Origin of the sequence: Mesorhizobium sp. LCM 4577, assembly GCF_001854795.2 — a bacterium.
Classification (GTDB): domain Bacteria; phylum Pseudomonadota; class Alphaproteobacteria; order Rhizobiales; family Rhizobiaceae; genus Mesorhizobium; species Mesorhizobium plurifarium.
Genome location: NZ_MDDU01000015.1, coordinates 36,578 through 50,012, shown reverse-complemented (window position 1 = coordinate 50,012; position 13,435 = coordinate 36,578). Strand labels below are relative to the sequence as shown.

18 protein-coding genes are annotated in these 13,435 nt (G+C 63.8%); 5 read left to right on the top strand and 13 right to left on the bottom strand.

All coding sequences use genetic code 11. The features are described 5' to 3' along the window. Positions 1-92: 92 nt before the first annotated feature. A complete protein-coding gene (locus LCM4577_RS18385; protein WP_083354768.1) occupies positions 93-500 on the bottom strand; it encodes a helix-turn-helix domain-containing protein in 408 nt (135 codons plus the stop codon). Between the two features lie 98 nt (positions 501-598). Between LCM4577_RS18385 and LCM4577_RS18380 the strand changes: the two genes are divergently transcribed. Further along, a complete protein-coding gene (locus LCM4577_RS18380; protein ID WP_071072729.1) occupies positions 599-1,579 on the top strand; it encodes a zinc-binding dehydrogenase in 981 nt (326 codons plus the stop codon). A 34-nt stretch (positions 1,580-1,613) separates the two neighbouring features. Here LCM4577_RS18380 and LCM4577_RS18375 read toward each other — a convergent pair whose 3' ends face one another. The 4 genes from LCM4577_RS18375 to LCM4577_RS18360 all read right to left on the bottom strand — a co-directional run bounded on the left by LCM4577_RS18375 (position 1,614) and on the right by LCM4577_RS18360 (position 3,224). Continuing rightward, the gene (locus LCM4577_RS18375; protein ID WP_071034663.1) at positions 1,614-1,931 is read right to left on the bottom strand and encodes an autotransporter outer membrane beta-barrel domain-containing protein; all 318 of its coding nucleotides are present in this window, start codon (positions 1,929-1,931) and stop codon (positions 1,614-1,616) included. A gap of 244 nt (positions 1,932-2,175) precedes the next feature. Continuing rightward, positions 2,176-2,508 (bottom strand): hypothetical protein, encoded by a 333-nt coding sequence (locus tag LCM4577_RS18370; protein WP_071072727.1) that lies wholly within the window; start codon positions 2,506-2,508, stop codon positions 2,176-2,178. After that, entirely contained in the window at positions 2,509-2,685 is a 177-nt protein-coding gene (locus LCM4577_RS18365; protein WP_157900472.1) for a hypothetical protein, read from the bottom strand. A gap of 149 nt (positions 2,686-2,834) precedes the next feature. Beyond that, complete coding sequence (locus tag LCM4577_RS18360) at positions 2,835-3,224, bottom strand: gamma-glutamylcyclotransferase family protein (RefSeq protein WP_244508370.1); 390 nt, start codon at positions 3,222-3,224, stop codon at positions 2,835-2,837. A 50-nt stretch (positions 3,225-3,274) separates the two neighbouring features. Here LCM4577_RS18360 and LCM4577_RS18355 point away from each other — a divergent pair, with 50 nt between their 5' ends. Further along, a complete protein-coding gene (locus LCM4577_RS18355) occupies positions 3,275-3,676 on the top strand; it encodes a GNAT family N-acetyltransferase (RefSeq protein ID WP_244508369.1) in 402 nt (133 codons plus the stop codon). A 48-nt stretch (positions 3,677-3,724) separates the two neighbouring features. Here the strand turns inward: LCM4577_RS18355 and LCM4577_RS18350 are convergent, their stop codons facing one another. After that, on the bottom strand, positions 3,725-5,035 hold the full coding sequence (locus LCM4577_RS18350; protein ID WP_071072725.1) for a hemolysin family protein: 1,311 nt from the start codon (positions 5,033-5,035) through the stop codon (positions 3,725-3,727). Between the two features lie 244 nt (positions 5,036-5,279). Between LCM4577_RS18350 and LCM4577_RS18345 the strand changes: the two genes are divergently transcribed. Beyond that, complete coding sequence (locus tag LCM4577_RS18345; protein ID WP_198540293.1) at positions 5,280-5,456, top strand: hypothetical protein; 177 nt, start codon at positions 5,280-5,282, stop codon at positions 5,454-5,456. Positions 5,457-5,489: 33 nt separating this feature from the next. On the opposite strand, the gene LCM4577_RS18340 is transcribed toward LCM4577_RS18345, so the two are convergent. The 4 genes from LCM4577_RS18340 to LCM4577_RS18325 all read right to left on the bottom strand — a co-directional run bounded on the left by LCM4577_RS18340 (position 5,490) and on the right by LCM4577_RS18325 (position 8,808). Then, positions 5,490-6,197, bottom strand: a complete 708-nt coding sequence (locus LCM4577_RS18340) for an LssY C-terminal domain-containing protein (RefSeq protein WP_071034703.1) — start codon at positions 6,195-6,197, stop codon at positions 5,490-5,492. A gap of 68 nt (positions 6,198-6,265) precedes the next feature. Further along, positions 6,266-7,093 carry an extensin family protein gene (locus LCM4577_RS18335; protein ID WP_040989603.1) on the bottom strand — a complete coding sequence of 276 codons (828 nt, stop codon included), beginning with the start codon at positions 7,091-7,093 and terminating at the stop codon, positions 6,266-6,268. A 167-nt stretch (positions 7,094-7,260) separates the two neighbouring features. After that, positions 7,261-8,307 (bottom strand): extensin family protein, encoded by a 1,047-nt coding sequence (locus LCM4577_RS18330; protein ID WP_041010169.1) that lies wholly within the window; start codon positions 8,305-8,307, stop codon positions 7,261-7,263. Positions 8,308-8,382: 75 nt separating this feature from the next. Further along, positions 8,383-8,808: a DUF3775 domain-containing protein gene (locus LCM4577_RS18325; protein ID WP_071034657.1), complete on the bottom strand. Its 426-nt coding sequence runs from the start codon at positions 8,806-8,808 to the stop codon at positions 8,383-8,385. Positions 8,809-8,986: 178 nt separating this feature from the next. Between LCM4577_RS18325 and LCM4577_RS18320 the strand changes: the two genes are divergently transcribed. Both LCM4577_RS18320 and greA read left to right on the top strand, forming a co-directional pair. Beyond that, positions 8,987-9,523, top strand: a complete 537-nt coding sequence (locus tag LCM4577_RS18320) for a tetratricopeptide repeat protein (protein WP_071072723.1) — start codon at positions 8,987-8,989, stop codon at positions 9,521-9,523. 258 nt (positions 9,524-9,781) lie between these two features. Further along, positions 9,782-10,255: a transcription elongation factor GreA gene (gene greA, locus LCM4577_RS18315; protein ID WP_027168132.1), complete on the top strand. Its 474-nt coding sequence runs from the start codon at positions 9,782-9,784 to the stop codon at positions 10,253-10,255. A gap of 140 nt (positions 10,256-10,395) precedes the next feature. Here greA and waaC read toward each other — a convergent pair whose 3' ends face one another. From waaC to rfaD, 3 genes are read right to left on the bottom strand one after another with little or no spacing between them, the layout of a single operon-like run. Further along, positions 10,396-11,370, bottom strand: a complete 975-nt coding sequence (gene waaC, locus LCM4577_RS18310; protein WP_071034656.1) for a lipopolysaccharide heptosyltransferase I — start codon at positions 11,368-11,370, stop codon at positions 10,396-10,398. After that, a complete protein-coding gene (gene waaF, locus LCM4577_RS18305; protein WP_071034655.1) occupies positions 11,367-12,374 on the bottom strand; it encodes a lipopolysaccharide heptosyltransferase II in 1,008 nt (335 codons plus the stop codon). The genes waaC and waaF overlap by 4 nt, the downstream gene beginning before the upstream one ends. Next, on the bottom strand, positions 12,347-13,294 hold the full coding sequence (gene rfaD / locus LCM4577_RS18300; RefSeq protein ID WP_071072770.1) for an ADP-glyceromanno-heptose 6-epimerase: 948 nt from the start codon (positions 13,292-13,294) through the stop codon (positions 12,347-12,349). Before rfaD ends, waaF begins: the two co-directional genes overlap by 28 nt. Positions 13,295-13,435 lie beyond the last annotated feature (141 nt).

Sequence of the window (13,435 nt, the reverse complement as noted above, 5' to 3'; positions counted from 1 at the left end):
GCGCTCCAATGTCCCGTGATTTTGGCAGCGCTTGGCGATCAGTCCCAAATTTGCGTGACATCTACGGCAAGCCACCGCTTGCGCCGCCCTTTTTAATTCGGGGCAGCCTCGGTGGCGCGCCTTGGCCTGATGATGCAGTCGGCAAGATGCGGCCGCTCGTCCAATTCGTCGGCGTGGTGCTGTCCCCACTGACAGAGCGCGAGCAGGATCGGCTCGAGGCTGAGGCCGAGCCGCGTCGCTGAATATTCGACGCGCGCCGGGATCTCGGCGAAGATCTCGCGGCTGACGAGGCCATGCTCCTCCATCTCGCGCAGCTGGTCGATCAACACCTTCTGGGTAATGCCGGGCATCAGCGCCTTGAGTGCCGAAAGCCGGCGCGGACCGTCGAAGAGATAGTAGAGGATCACCGCTTTCCAGCGACCTGAGATCACTTTCAGCGCGCGTTCGGCGGGGAGCATCGGCAGTCGCTTGATCACGCGTTTCTTGGTGATTTGGGGCATGGTCACCTCCTGGTGTGCAGCGGACAAATCCGTGTGTAGCGGCGACTGCGCAGATAGTGGCAAAGACCGGCTGACGCCATAGCAATCGGAGCCCTGCCATGAAAGCCTTGCAGTTCAACCGCTTCGGCGGTCCGGAGGTGATGGAGGTCGTCGACGTGCCGACGCCCGTCGCGCAAGCCGGCGAGGTGCTGGTCAAGGTGGAAGCGGCCGGCATCAACTTTTTCGAGGTGCTGATGCGCGCGGATCGCTACGCGGCCACGCCGAGCCTGCCGGCGTTCCCTGGCGTCGAAGTCGCCGGCACGGTCGAGACGGTCGGCGAGGGAGTAGATCCGGGCCTGTTCGGACGCCGCGTGGCGGCGCCGCTGTTCGTGTCGGTCCGGCCGTTCGGCGGCTATGCCGACTATGTGGCGATCGACGCCAGCCTCATCGTGCCGCTGCCGGATGTGCTTTCCTTCGAAGATGCGACCGCCCTCATGGTGCAGGGGCTGACCGCCTTGCATCTCACGCGGCAAAGTCCGCCGGCCGGCAGGACGGTGCTGGTTCCCGCTGCCGCCGGTGGCGTTGGCTCGCTGCTGATCCAATTGGCCAAAGGGCAGGGCGCTCGTCGCGTGGTCGCGCTGGCCGGCGGGGCCGCCAAGCGGGATTTCGCCCTCTCGCTCGGCGCCGATGTGGCAATCGACTCCAGCGCGCCGGACTGGCCGGCGCGAGTGCGCGAAGCGAGCGATGGCGCAGGCGCCGAAATCGTCTACGATACCGTCGGCGGCGCATTGACCAAGCAATTTCTCGACGTCCTGGCACCCGGCGGCGAGCTGGTGTTTGCGGCGCTCGGCCGGTTTCAACTGTCGGCTTCGGACCTCGAGGCGATGATCGGCCGCAATCAAGCGCTCAAAGGGTTTGCCCTGCTGCCGCTTTTGTCTCCAGACATTTTGAGGACAAGTCTTTCCGAGCTGTTCGACCTTGCGGCGCGTAGCCGCTTGAAGGTGGCGATCGGCGGCCGCTTTCCGCTGCATCAGGCAGGCGAGGCGCATCGATTGCTCGAAGAGCGCCGCGCCACCGGCAAGGTCGTGCTGCTGCCCTGACAGCCAGCCTTTTTCGACCTATCGTCGCCGGCAGCTACCACTTCACGCTGAAGCCGACGGTGCCGCCGAAGGCATGGCTGTCGCCGAAATCCTCGAGGCTCGAGCGTGCGAGCAGCTCGCCATGGACGGCGTAGCGGTCGTCGGCCCAGCTCAACGAGCCGCCGAAACCGAGACCGCCCCAAAGCGGCTGCGACTTGCTGGTCAGCCTGGTGCCTGAAACGTCGACATCGGTGCCGTCGAGGAAGTCGTAATAGAGGTTGGCGATGCCGTAGACATGCGAGCGGCTCGTCTGACCCGCCTTGTCCTGCCACTCGCTCTCATAGTCGGCGGAGAGACCGAGGCGGCCGGTCATAAAAGCAACATTAGTCATCTTGAATATGGTAAGTATAAATATGGGTATTTTCTTAAACACCTCATTCGGCTGTATGGGACGATAGCGGAACCCAGGCGGTCCGGCCCGCTTATCATGGTGACACAGGATTTGCGGGCCGGACCTTGCCCCGTGGCGTGGCCGTCCAGGGCAACATGTGGTTAGCTTCACCCTCGGCGGCTAACACTGACAATCGATAGTCCGGATGAGCACGCGCCGAGGTCGATCAGGCGGAACCGCGTTCAAGCTCCGCCGACAGCTGGGCAGGGTCGGAAACGCCACGGCCGAAAAGCGCTATGACCCTGATCGCGATCCGTTCGCGCTCATCCTTGTCGGCAACGCGGTGCCTTGCGCAGTAGTCGTTCAAGGCTTTTGTGAGAATGTCGAGCTGGGCGGAATCCGCCACACCGCATGCTGGCATGCTTGCCTCCCTTGACAGGGGCGAAAGCATGATAGCCGCTTCCAAGCGTCCGCTTGCCTCTATTCGGTACGGACGACGAACAAACAGTACGCTCGAAATGTGACCGTTACGAGTCAATTTGCGTAGGGTGAACTCCATCTACTTCTTCTTCAGCAGCCGCGCCTCCCGAAGAAGCGAGTTCGGATCGATGCCGATCATGTCGACAAGGTCGCGGGCCTGGGTCTCGGTGATGCCGGTTTCCTTCATGAGGAACCGGACCCGGAATTCCTTCTCCGCCCTCAGTCGCTCGTCGCGTTCTTGCTTGCTCTCGGCCATGGATTTGTCCCCAAGCCCTGAAACTGCAAGTTGGCGCTAAGGTTCCACTCAGCGCACGATCTGCCGATGCCCGTCGGGAAGCACGAAGCGCCGGTCATTGTAACGGGCCAGATAACCCGAATGGATGGGATCTGCCAGATGCCGGGATTTCATATAAACCTGCGCCACAGTCGATGGCCCGCCTCGAGCGGATCAACCTCGATCGGCACGCGCCAATTGCCGGGAGAGCCGATGGATTCAATTCTGTCGAGGCGCAAGAGGGCGCGATCATCGACCGCGTAAAGTTCGCCAGCGACCTGGAAGCCGACGCCCGGTTCGTTGAACATCATCGGGGCAAAGCGAGGCCCGGCAATCAGCATTGGAAAGCGCTCACGTGTGCGACGGTTGCCGAGAAACGCGGCCCCGCTCAAACCCCGGTCGTGAAGGGGAAAGCCCATCTTCAAAGTGCCGAATACAAAGACTTTCCAAACCATCGGGCCAAACCATCGGGCCAAACCATCGGGAAGGAACGTTGGCCGACGCCGGAAGTCATTGTCCATGCCATTGTTCGGAACAGGCAGACATGAACGAGACTTCGCATCTGAGAATAGTGGCGTTGGCCGACGAGGCCACCAAGGCCGAGGCGGCAGTTGCGCTCTATCGCTATAACGTCGCTGCCACAGGCGTGGATGACCGCGCGCCCATCGGCGCGATGCTGTGCAATGGCTCGGGCAGGGCGCTCGGCGGGCTTTGGGGTCGCACTGAGCTCGGCCTGCTGTTCCTCGACATGTTTTTCGTGCCGGAGTATTTACGTGGCCGATCCTACGGCGCGCGATTGCTCGCAGCCGTCGAGGAAGCAGCAAAAAGGCGCGGCTGCCGGGCCGCGGTCGTCGAGACGAGCAGCTTTCAAGCCCCCGGCTTCTATGCCCGGCATGGTTACGCCGAATTCGGCCGCATTCCTTTCGCAATCGACGGACAGGCGCGCATTTTTTTGCGCAAACAGCTTGCCTGAGCGGATGTCAGGAGTTCCAGCCCTATCGAGAAATCGGGGAGACGATCCTCAGCGCACGACCTGCCGATGCCCGTCGGGCAGACGGGTGGCGATCAGCTTGTCGATGCGGCGGCCGTCGAGATCGACCACCTCGAAGCGCCAGCCTTGGGCGTCGACGCACTCGCCGGTCGCCGGCAGATGGTGGAGATGCGACAGCACATAGCCCGCGACGGTTTCGTAGTCGCGGTTCTCCGGCAGGTCGATGCCCAGCACCTCGGYCATTTCGTCGGCCTGCATGTAGCCGGCGAGCAGCCAGGAGCCGTCGTCGCGCTTGACGGCGTTCTCCTCCTCTCCGGCCTCGAGATCGGAGCGGAACACGCCGGTGATGGCTTCGAGGATGTCGGCCGGCGTGACGATGCCTTCGAAATGGCCGTATTCGTCGTGGACCAGCGCCATCGGCACATCGGACTCGCGCAGCTTCTGCAAGACATCGAGCGCGTCGGCCTGGTCATGCACGATAGGGGCGGCGCGCACATGCTGGCGCGGATCCAGCACCCTGCCGGCGAGCAGGGCGGCCAGCACGTCGCGCGTCTGGATGACGCCGACCATGGCGTCGACATTGCCGTCGCCGACGGGCAGCCGCGAGTGCTGGGTGTCCATCAAAAGCTTTCGAACCGCGGCTTCGTCGGATTGCAGGTTGAGCCAGTCGACCTCGGTGCGCGGCGTCATCACGGCGCGCACGGCGCGGTCGCCGAGGCGCATGACGCCAGCGATCATGCGGCGCTCGTCGGATTCGATGGTGCCGTGATGCTCGGCCTCGGCAACCAGCATCTTGATCTCCTCATCGGTGACCTTTTCTTCCGCCTCGCCGCTCTGGCCGAGCAGCCAGAGAATGGCGCGGCCGGAAATGTCGAGCAGGAAGACGAGCGGCGCCGAGATGGTGGCAAGGATCGTCATTGCGGGCGCGGCGCGGGCCGCGACGCGCTCTGGATCGCGCAACGCGATCTGCTTCGGTACCAGCTCGCCGACGATCAGCGAGGCATAGGTGATCAAAGCGACGACGATCCCGACGCCGACGGGGTCGGCGATGTTTTCGCGAATGCCGGTCGAGGCCAGATATTGCGCCAGTCTCTCGCCGAGCGTCGCGCCCGAGAAGGCGCCCGAGAGAACGCCGACGAGCGTGATGCCGATCTGCACCGATGACAGGAACTTGCCGGGGTTCGAGCCCAGCGCCAGCGCGCGGCCGGCGCCCTTGACGTTGCGGTCGATCATCGCCTTGAGGCGGGCGGGCCGCGACGACACGATGGCAAGCTCCGACATCGACAAAAGGCCGTTCACCAAGATGAGGACGGCAACGACGGCGATTTCAACGTAAAGCATGGGCGGTCAATAGCATTGCTGCAGTGCATTCGAAAATAGCCTGCCGGTATTTTTGGAAGATGACAGGCCGGAGCAAGACAGGGCTGGCGAGACCATCCGGCGAAGCAGGCATCGGCCTGGAGTTTGCAAGCCGCATATGGGCACGACGGCCCAATTCGGCGACAGCGTCCTATTAAAAATCAACGGGATAGAGTGGAACCAATATCAAATGACATAGTTATAACAGCTCGTTGGGGGTTGCCCAATGGCGCTCGAACCGAAACGTGGCCTTGTCCAGAGGCTTCTGGAAGAGACTGGCATCACCGAGACGCAGGCGCTGGAATTGATCTCGCTGCTTGGATCGAATTGGTCGTCGCTGGTCAGGGAAGCGAAAGCCATCAGGCACAGCCTGAAGCCGCCGACCGGGTCTTCGTCCGCGTGACCTCTGCGCCACCGCTCGGCTTTCGTCGTGCCGTCACTCCCGTGTGTTCAACACGCCAATCACGGCCATGCCATCGGTGAAATAGGGATCGCCGCCGCCGTTGCGTCCGGTCCTGGTGGCGCCGATCCCCGGTATCTTGCTGGTCGAGGCCAGCAGACCGGCGGCATCCAGGTCGCCGATGAGGAAATCGCGCTCCGCGTCGATGTCGGGGTCGATGTGATGCGTGATGGCGCCGGTGTCGTGGCTGAGGCCGACGCCGCGATCGAAGCTCGCGGCGCCCAGCCAGAGCGGGCGGCCGTCGTCGCCGACCGTGTCGGTCAGCCAGAAGCGGACGTGATGGCGCCGGTCGGCGCTGCCGCCGACCGGCTTTTCAAAGGCAAGATCCTGGGCGCGGCCCTCGAACAACAGGCGGCTCATCGGCGCGTCGGGGTAGGGGCGGGAAAACAAGACGCTTTCGCCGATGTCGATCGCGGTCCTGAGCGTCACGGCATCGGCCGTGTCCCAGCCGGCGGCCGCGAAGGCGTGGACGACTTCCTTCTCGGTGCCGACAAGGCCGACATTGATCGGATCGCCGGGAATACCCTGCGGCGTATGCGTCACCATCTCGAAGGGGCGGGTGCGGAAGCCGCGCTCCCGCCAGGTCCAGAATTCCGGCGCGGCGACATAGGCGAGCGCCAGATAGAAAGCGCAGACCGCCGCGAGCCAGATCGCCGCGCGCCGCCTCAGGCTTCGTTCACCCACGACCAACCGCTCCCAAATCCTTGCGCGACCATTTTATGCGGTGTTGGCCGTTTTGGGGCAGAGCCGCCTCAGCGGCAGGCGCGGTAACCGCTTTTGCGGTTCTTGATGTCGAAATGGAAATGGTTGCGGTGGTCGTAGTTGTAGCCGGGGCCGAGCACCGTGGTGAAATATTCGCAGCCGTCGGCGCGCACATTGTTGAGGAAGCCGCGCGTGCGGAAAGCGAACAGGCCGGGCTTGCGGACGTCGATGTCGTCGCCATTGTTGAGCTCGATGCTCATGACGTCGAGGGCGTTGCCCTTGCCGTGCTCGGACAAAACGCCTTCACCGGCGATGTTGCGGCAGGAATAGCTGGAGCCCTGGTGGATCGCCTTGACGCCGGAGAAGTAGCGCCAGCGGGCGGCCGGCTGCAGCTCGTTCTTCGTCCAGGCGGCAAAGGTGGCGGCCATGTTGCAGGTCAGCGTCGCCGCCGGCTTCATGGCGACGCTGCCGATCGCCGAGACCTTTACGGGAAAGTCGATGCCGCACTGGCCTTCATGGATCGGCTGGACGTCCTGATAGACGACGCCCATCCGCTTCAGCTCGTTGCGGCAGTCGATCTCGCTGGCCGGCATCTGCTCGAGAGGCGACATCGGCTCATCCATGCGCGGATAGGCGGCCTGGGTCATGTAGGGGTTGGACGGAACAAGGCGCTGCATGCCGGAATATTGCGGCGCGTCGGGTTGCGGCACTGCCGCCGTCTGGCTGCCGACATCGACGGCCGGCTGCAGCGCAAAGACGTCACCGGTCGTGCAGGCCGATATCATCGCGATGGCGCCCGCGGCCAGCCCGACAATCGCGATCCGCGCGCACTTGTTCCGTCGCGCCGCCATCAGCACAGCGCCAAGTCTTCGAGCCATTGAAGGGCGTCCTTGTCCCCAAGATCTGATCCCAATTGGGATCATGATCCATGTGGCACAAGGTTAACCCTCAACAGTAAAGGAAAGATCAGCGCTGGCATTCATGCCTGGGGCGGAATTGCGGCGTTGTTCTTGGGCCCGAAGCGGCCAGGACTTTCGGAAATCGCCTATTGGCAGAAGGTGCCGCCGTGGCGGCGCGGCTCCAGATCGAGGTGGAAATGCAGCGCATGATCGGGGTCGGCCCCCGGCCCAAGCACCGTCTTGAACGGCCCGCAGGCAGCCTTGCGGACCGCGGCGAGGAACTTCGCATCCTTCTCCGGCGGCGCCGGACCGACCTCGATCTTCCTGTCGTCCGACAGGGTGAAGCTGGCGATGTCGAGCGCGTTGCCGAAGGCATGTTCCGACAGCTTGCGCGTACCGTTGCGCGGCCGACAGACGAATGCCGAGGCCTGGTTGACCGACTTCAAATCGGCGCCGAATTCGGCCTCGGCCGCCGGCTGGACGACATCGGCCATGAAGCGCGCGGTCGCCTCGGCCATCGGGCAGTTGAGCTCGGTGCCGGGGCTGATGCCGATGGACTTGCCGAGCGTCTTCAAAATTATCGGATAGGGGATCGAGCAGCCGATCTGCGCATCGTGCTCGGCCTTGTGCTCCTCGAACTCGACGCCCAGCGCCTTCAGCCGCTCGCGGCATGCGGTTTCTTCCGCCGGCATCTTGTCGGCCGGCATGTCGGCCGAGCGCGGATCGGGAAGCATCGTTTCCTCGCCCGGCGGTTCGGGTTTTTCCGGCGGCTGCGGCGCGGTTTCCGGCGGCTCCGGCTCCAGTTCGACGGGCTTCTGCGGCGGCGTCGGCACGACGTCCGGCGTCTCAGGCTCGGATTCCGTCCGCGGCTCTGATTGAGCGCCCGTCGAACGCGGCGGGCGGGCGTCCCATTTCGGATGCGACTTCTCCTGGTTGAGGAAGTCGTCATTGCTGTCGAGACGCCTTTTGTCTTGCCCGGACTTATCTGCGCCGTTCTCCATATCCTGGGGACGCGGCCCCGGAACCGGTGTCGCCGGCGGCGTTTCAGGAGCCGGAGCGGCGCTCTGGCTGGCCGGCGGCACGTGCCTTTTGTGCCGATGATGATGTTTGGCCGAGGCCGGGGTAACGAGCAGGATCGCGGCCGCCACAGGCAGCGCCAGTCTGCAAAGTCGTGAAAGGCTCAGCGTTGCCATCGCCCCGAAACGGCAATCGTAGCGCGAAGTTGCTTGCACCAGATGCCTTGCCGATCACAATCGGTTACCGGCGCGTTACGCGCCGATGGCTTCAAGGCCTGCCTCCAGCCAGTCGGCAAGCATCGGCAGGCCGAGCAGATATTTGGCCGTGCGCTTCCTGGGACGCTCCCTGGCGGCGGCCACCGCATCCGCCCATTCGGATGCGTCATAGTCGCCGCGCCCGATCCAGGCGAGCGCGATCAGCTCGGCCGCTTCGTCGATGTTGAGATCGTTGATCAGCTCGCGGAATTCCTCTTCGGTGAGGTTTTCCGAGGCTTCCTCGACAAGGCCGTCATGGTGGTGGCTGGCATGCGTGCCGCCGTCGAACTCGACCTCGTGCTCGGCCCCGTCGTCATAGTCCTCGTTGACGGCGGCGCTCAGCGCCTTCGCCTTGAGGATGAACAGGCGTACCGTGTCCGGATCGATCGAAAGGTCCCACTCCTTCTCGAGGCGCTGCTGCACGGCCCTTCTCCACGTGATGCGCTTGGCTGCGATGATAGCGGAATTAAAGCGCGCGTCACGTCCGCAGGTAAATGCTTCTTTCCGGCCATCGAAAATAGTTCGGCAGCCGCTCGCATTTCGGGATGAAACCGCGCCAGAGCGGCGTTAATCTGCCATTGTCACGCTCATGGAGGCTTCGATGCGCAGACGTTTGCTTGTTCAGGTCATGGCTATCGCGGCGCTGCCGCTGTTCGTTGCTCCGGCTTTTGCAGCTGGTGAAGGCGGCAGCAGCAGTGGTCAGACGACCACCACCTGCAAGAAGGGCGAAGTTTGGGACAAGAAAAAGAACAAATGCGTGAAGCCGCAATACGGCATGCTGGATGACGACAGCATCTATGAGGCCGGACACGATCTGGCGATGGCCGGGCGCTATGACGAGGCGATCTCGGTGCTGACGCTCGCCGCCAACAAGCAGGATCCGCGCATCCTCAACTATCTCGGCTATTCGCACCGCCATTCGGGCCGCGTCACGGTCGGCCTCGGCTACTACGAGGAAGYGCTGAGGATCGACCCGAACTACACGTTGGTGCGGGAATATCTCGGCGAAGCGCATCTGCAGATCGGCGATCTCGCCGGCGCGCAGCAACAGCTCCAGGAAATCGAAAAGCGGACCRGCAAGGGCTCGCGCGAATACGGCATGCTGTCCGAGCAGATCGATCATTTCCTGAGGAGCTGACAGGCTTCCAGGCTCCTCGAACCGGCTGCGGGCAAATCGCGGCCGGTTTTCATTTGCCGCGCGCCGCGGACCCGCGAAAGCGGTGATCATTTTGCCGAATTTCATTTTTGGGCGTGAAAATCGCGCGAAGATTGCTATATTCAGGGAAATTGTGGTGAGACGGTTCCGTTAGCCCGAGGCTGCCGGACCGTTTTCTTTTTGTACCTATCGACAAGGCCGCTCCCGAAAACGGGGGCGGCGGCAGGAAAGGTCAGGCATATGATCAAGGTCCCGATGACAGGCGAGGGGTTCGCGTCATTGAAGGAAGAGCTCCGCTGGCGCCAGCAGGAGGAACGCCCGCGTATCATCGAGGCGATTTCCGAAGCGCGCTCGCATGGCGACCTGTCGGAAAATGCCGAATATCACGCGGCGAAGGAATCGCAGAGCCACAATGAAGGCCGCATCAACGAGCTCGAGGATCTGATTGCGCGCGCCGAGGTCATCGACGTCTCCAAGCTCTCGGGCGACAAGGTGAAGTTCGGCGCGACGGTGGTGCTCGTCGACGAGGACACCGAGGAAAAGAAGACCTATCAGATCGTCGGCGACCAGGAAGCGGACGTGAAGTCCGGCCGCATCTCGATCTCGTCACCGATCGCGCGCGCGCTGATCGGCAAGGAAGTCGGCGACGCCATCGAGGTCAACGCCCCGGGCGGCGCGCGGGGGTATGAGATCGTCCAGGTGCAGTTTATCTGAGGACCTTTTGATAATTCTACTCTGGCGGCCGACTAGCGCGGTTTTCTGCGCTTCCGGTGCTCACGTACGTTAAGTACGCTCCGCTCCGGTTCTCGAAAACCACGCTATTCGACTCGCCAGAGCGAATTCTGAAAAGGTCCTCACGCTGGCGCGTTTGATCTGAGCGCCAGGAGGCACTCCGCCTCCGCCATCACCTCAGCCGGCGTTACCTTGCCGCCGGCTGGCGCAAGCAAGGTCGATGCAAACTTTCCGCGCGGGCCGGTGAGACCCGGTTCCGTCGCCAGGAAGATGGCGACCGTCGGCAGGCCGAAGGCGCTGGCGAGGTGGGTGAGGCCGGTGTCGGCGCCGATGACGAGCGTCGAACGGCCGAGGATCGCTGCGATATCCGCGAGCGGCGATCTCGCAACCAGCACCGTCCTTGGCACGGCTGCGGCAATGGCTTGCGCCACCTTCCTTTCCGCCTCATTCGACCAGGTGACGACCGGCGTGAATTGCCGGTCGGCCAGCTCGCGCGCGGTTTCGATCCAGTCCTCGACCGGCCACTTCTTGTCCTCGCGGCTGGTGCCGTGCAGCAGGAAGGCGGTTTTGCCTTCAACGCCGGCCAGGTCGCCCGCCGGCGGCACGATGCCGGACTCCAGCGCCGACAGGTCAGGCTGGTAGCCCAGCGCCAGCCCGAACAGCCGCCTGGTGCGTTCGATGGCATGCAGGTCGCGCGGCACGGCGTATTTGCGCTGATAGAACAGCGTCGCCGAAGGCTCGCGGGCGCTGGCCCGATCGAAGCCGGCGATAGGCGCGCCGGCCTGGATGGCGACCAGGGCCGACTTCAACAAGCCTTGCGCGTCGATGACAAGATCGTAGTTTCCCGACTGCAGCGCCCGCCGCAGACTTGCCATTTCGCGCCAGGTTCCGCCGTCGAAAAGCCTCTTGCGCCAACGCCGGACCGCCACCTTGTGGATGGTGCCGATCGCCGGATGCAAGGCCACGATGCCGGCAAACGGCTCCTCCACGCACCAGTCGAAGCTGATGTCGGGGCGATCGCGCAGCGCGTCCTCGACGGCCGGAAACGTGTGGATGACATCGCCCATCGACGACGTCTTGACGATCAGCACTTTCATGCCGCTGCCGGGACCTCGAGCAGGCGGTCGGCCGCTGCGGTGACGCGGCCGACATCGAGCGTCTTGAGGCAGTTGAGGTGCCCGAGCGGGCAAACCTTCTTGTGGCAGGGCGAGCAGGACAGATGCAGCCAGATCAGCTCGGCGCGCTCGCTGAGCGGCGGCGTGTTTTCCGGCGAGGTCGAGCCGTAGACGGCGACGATCGGCGTGCCGACGGCGGCCGCGACATGCATCAGGCCGCTGTCGTTCGAGACCGCGAGCTTCGCCGCGGCGATCAGGTCGATGGCGTCCTCCAGCCGCGTCTTGCCGGCAAGGTCGATAGCGCCCGGGGCAAGTGCTGCGATCTCAGCCGTGACGTCGGCGTCGTTCTTCGAGCCGAGCAGGGCGACGCCCAGACCCCTGGCCATCATGTCGCGGGCCAGCCCGGCATAGTGGTCGCTCGGCCAGCGTTTTGCCGGGCCGAATTCGGCGCCAGGCATGAGCGCCACGAATTTCTTACCGGTCAGCCCGAACCGCGCCAGCAGATCGGCTTGATTGGCGTTGTCGACGGTAAGCCTCGGCGCACGAAACGTGCCGCCGCGCGCGAGGCCGAAATAGGCGCGCGCCGTGCGCCGCTTCAGGGCTTCGGGCAGCGGCACGATGTCGGTCAGCAGGCCGTAGCGCATCTCACGCAGATTGCCGACGCGGCGCGGGATGCGGGCAAAGAACGGGATCAGCGCCGATTTCCAGCTTCCCGGCAGCACATAGGCCATGTCGTAGCGGCCGCGCAGCAGGCGGCCGAAGCGCCTGCGGCTGCGGAATTCGAGCGCTCCCGGCATCAGCGGAAAGTCGATCTGGCTGCGTATCTCGGGCATGCGCTTGACCAAAGGCGCGGCCCAGGCCGGCGCCAGCACGTCGATGGCCGCATGCGGATGTTTTTCCTTCAGCGCCGCAAACAGGCACTGCGCCATGACCATGTCGCCCACCCAGCGTGGGCCGATCACGAGGATCGTTGGGCCTTCAGCCATTCGACATAGTCCCTGACGCCGGTTTCGACTGTGCGGAATTGGCCATTGTAGCCGGCCGCGCGCAAGCGGGACATATCAGCCTGCGTAAAACTCTGGTAGCTGCCCTTGAGATGGTCGGGGAAAGGGGTGAATTCAATCTCCCCCTTGCCCAGCGTGTCGATCACCGTCTCGGCGATGGCGCGGAACGGCTGCGCGCGGCCGGTGCCGCAGTTGAAGATGCCGCTCAAGCCGCGTTTCCAGAGCCACAGATTGACCTCGGCGACATCGCCGACATGGATGAAATCGCGGCTCTGCTCGCCGGGCCCGAAGTCGCCATAAGCGCCGAACAGTTTCGGATTCTCGCCGCGCTCGACCTGGTTGAACAGATGGAAGGCGACCGACGCCATGGCGCCCTTATGCGCCTCGCGCGGTCCGTAGACGTTGAAGTAGCGCAGACCCGTCACCTGCGAATGATCGGCGTCGAAATTGCGGCGGACGTAGTCGTCGAACAGCTTCTTCGAATAGGCATAGACGTTCAGCGGGCGCTCGAATTCGGGCTCCTCGCGGAACTCGCTGCCGCCGCCATAGACCGAAGCCGACGACGCGTAGAGGAAGGGCACGCGCAGCTTCAGGCAGGCATGCAGCAGCCGCTTCGAATAGGCGTAGTTCACGTCCATCATGAACTTGCCGTTCCACTCGGTGGTGGTCGAGCAAGCGCCCTGGTGGAAGACGGCCTCGATGCGGCCGAGCCCGCCATCCTCGATCAGGCTGAGAAAATCGTCCTTGTCGAGATAGTCGGCGATGCGCAGGTCGGCGAGGTTGGCGATCTTGTGGCCGTCGGTGAGGTCGTCGACGACGACGATGTCGTCATGGCCCTCGGCATTGAGAGCGGCGACGATGTTGGAGCCGATCATGCCGGCGCCGCCCGTGACGATGATCATGAAGGCCTCTGCTGCTTACGATTCCGGCTCTTATAGGGGAGGCGGAGGGGAGTGTCGATAAAGCTGGCGCCCGTCCCGTACCCAGCTCGTAGTTCTTGTCTATTTCGCCCGTTTTGTCTATTATGTACAAAACGGAGCATT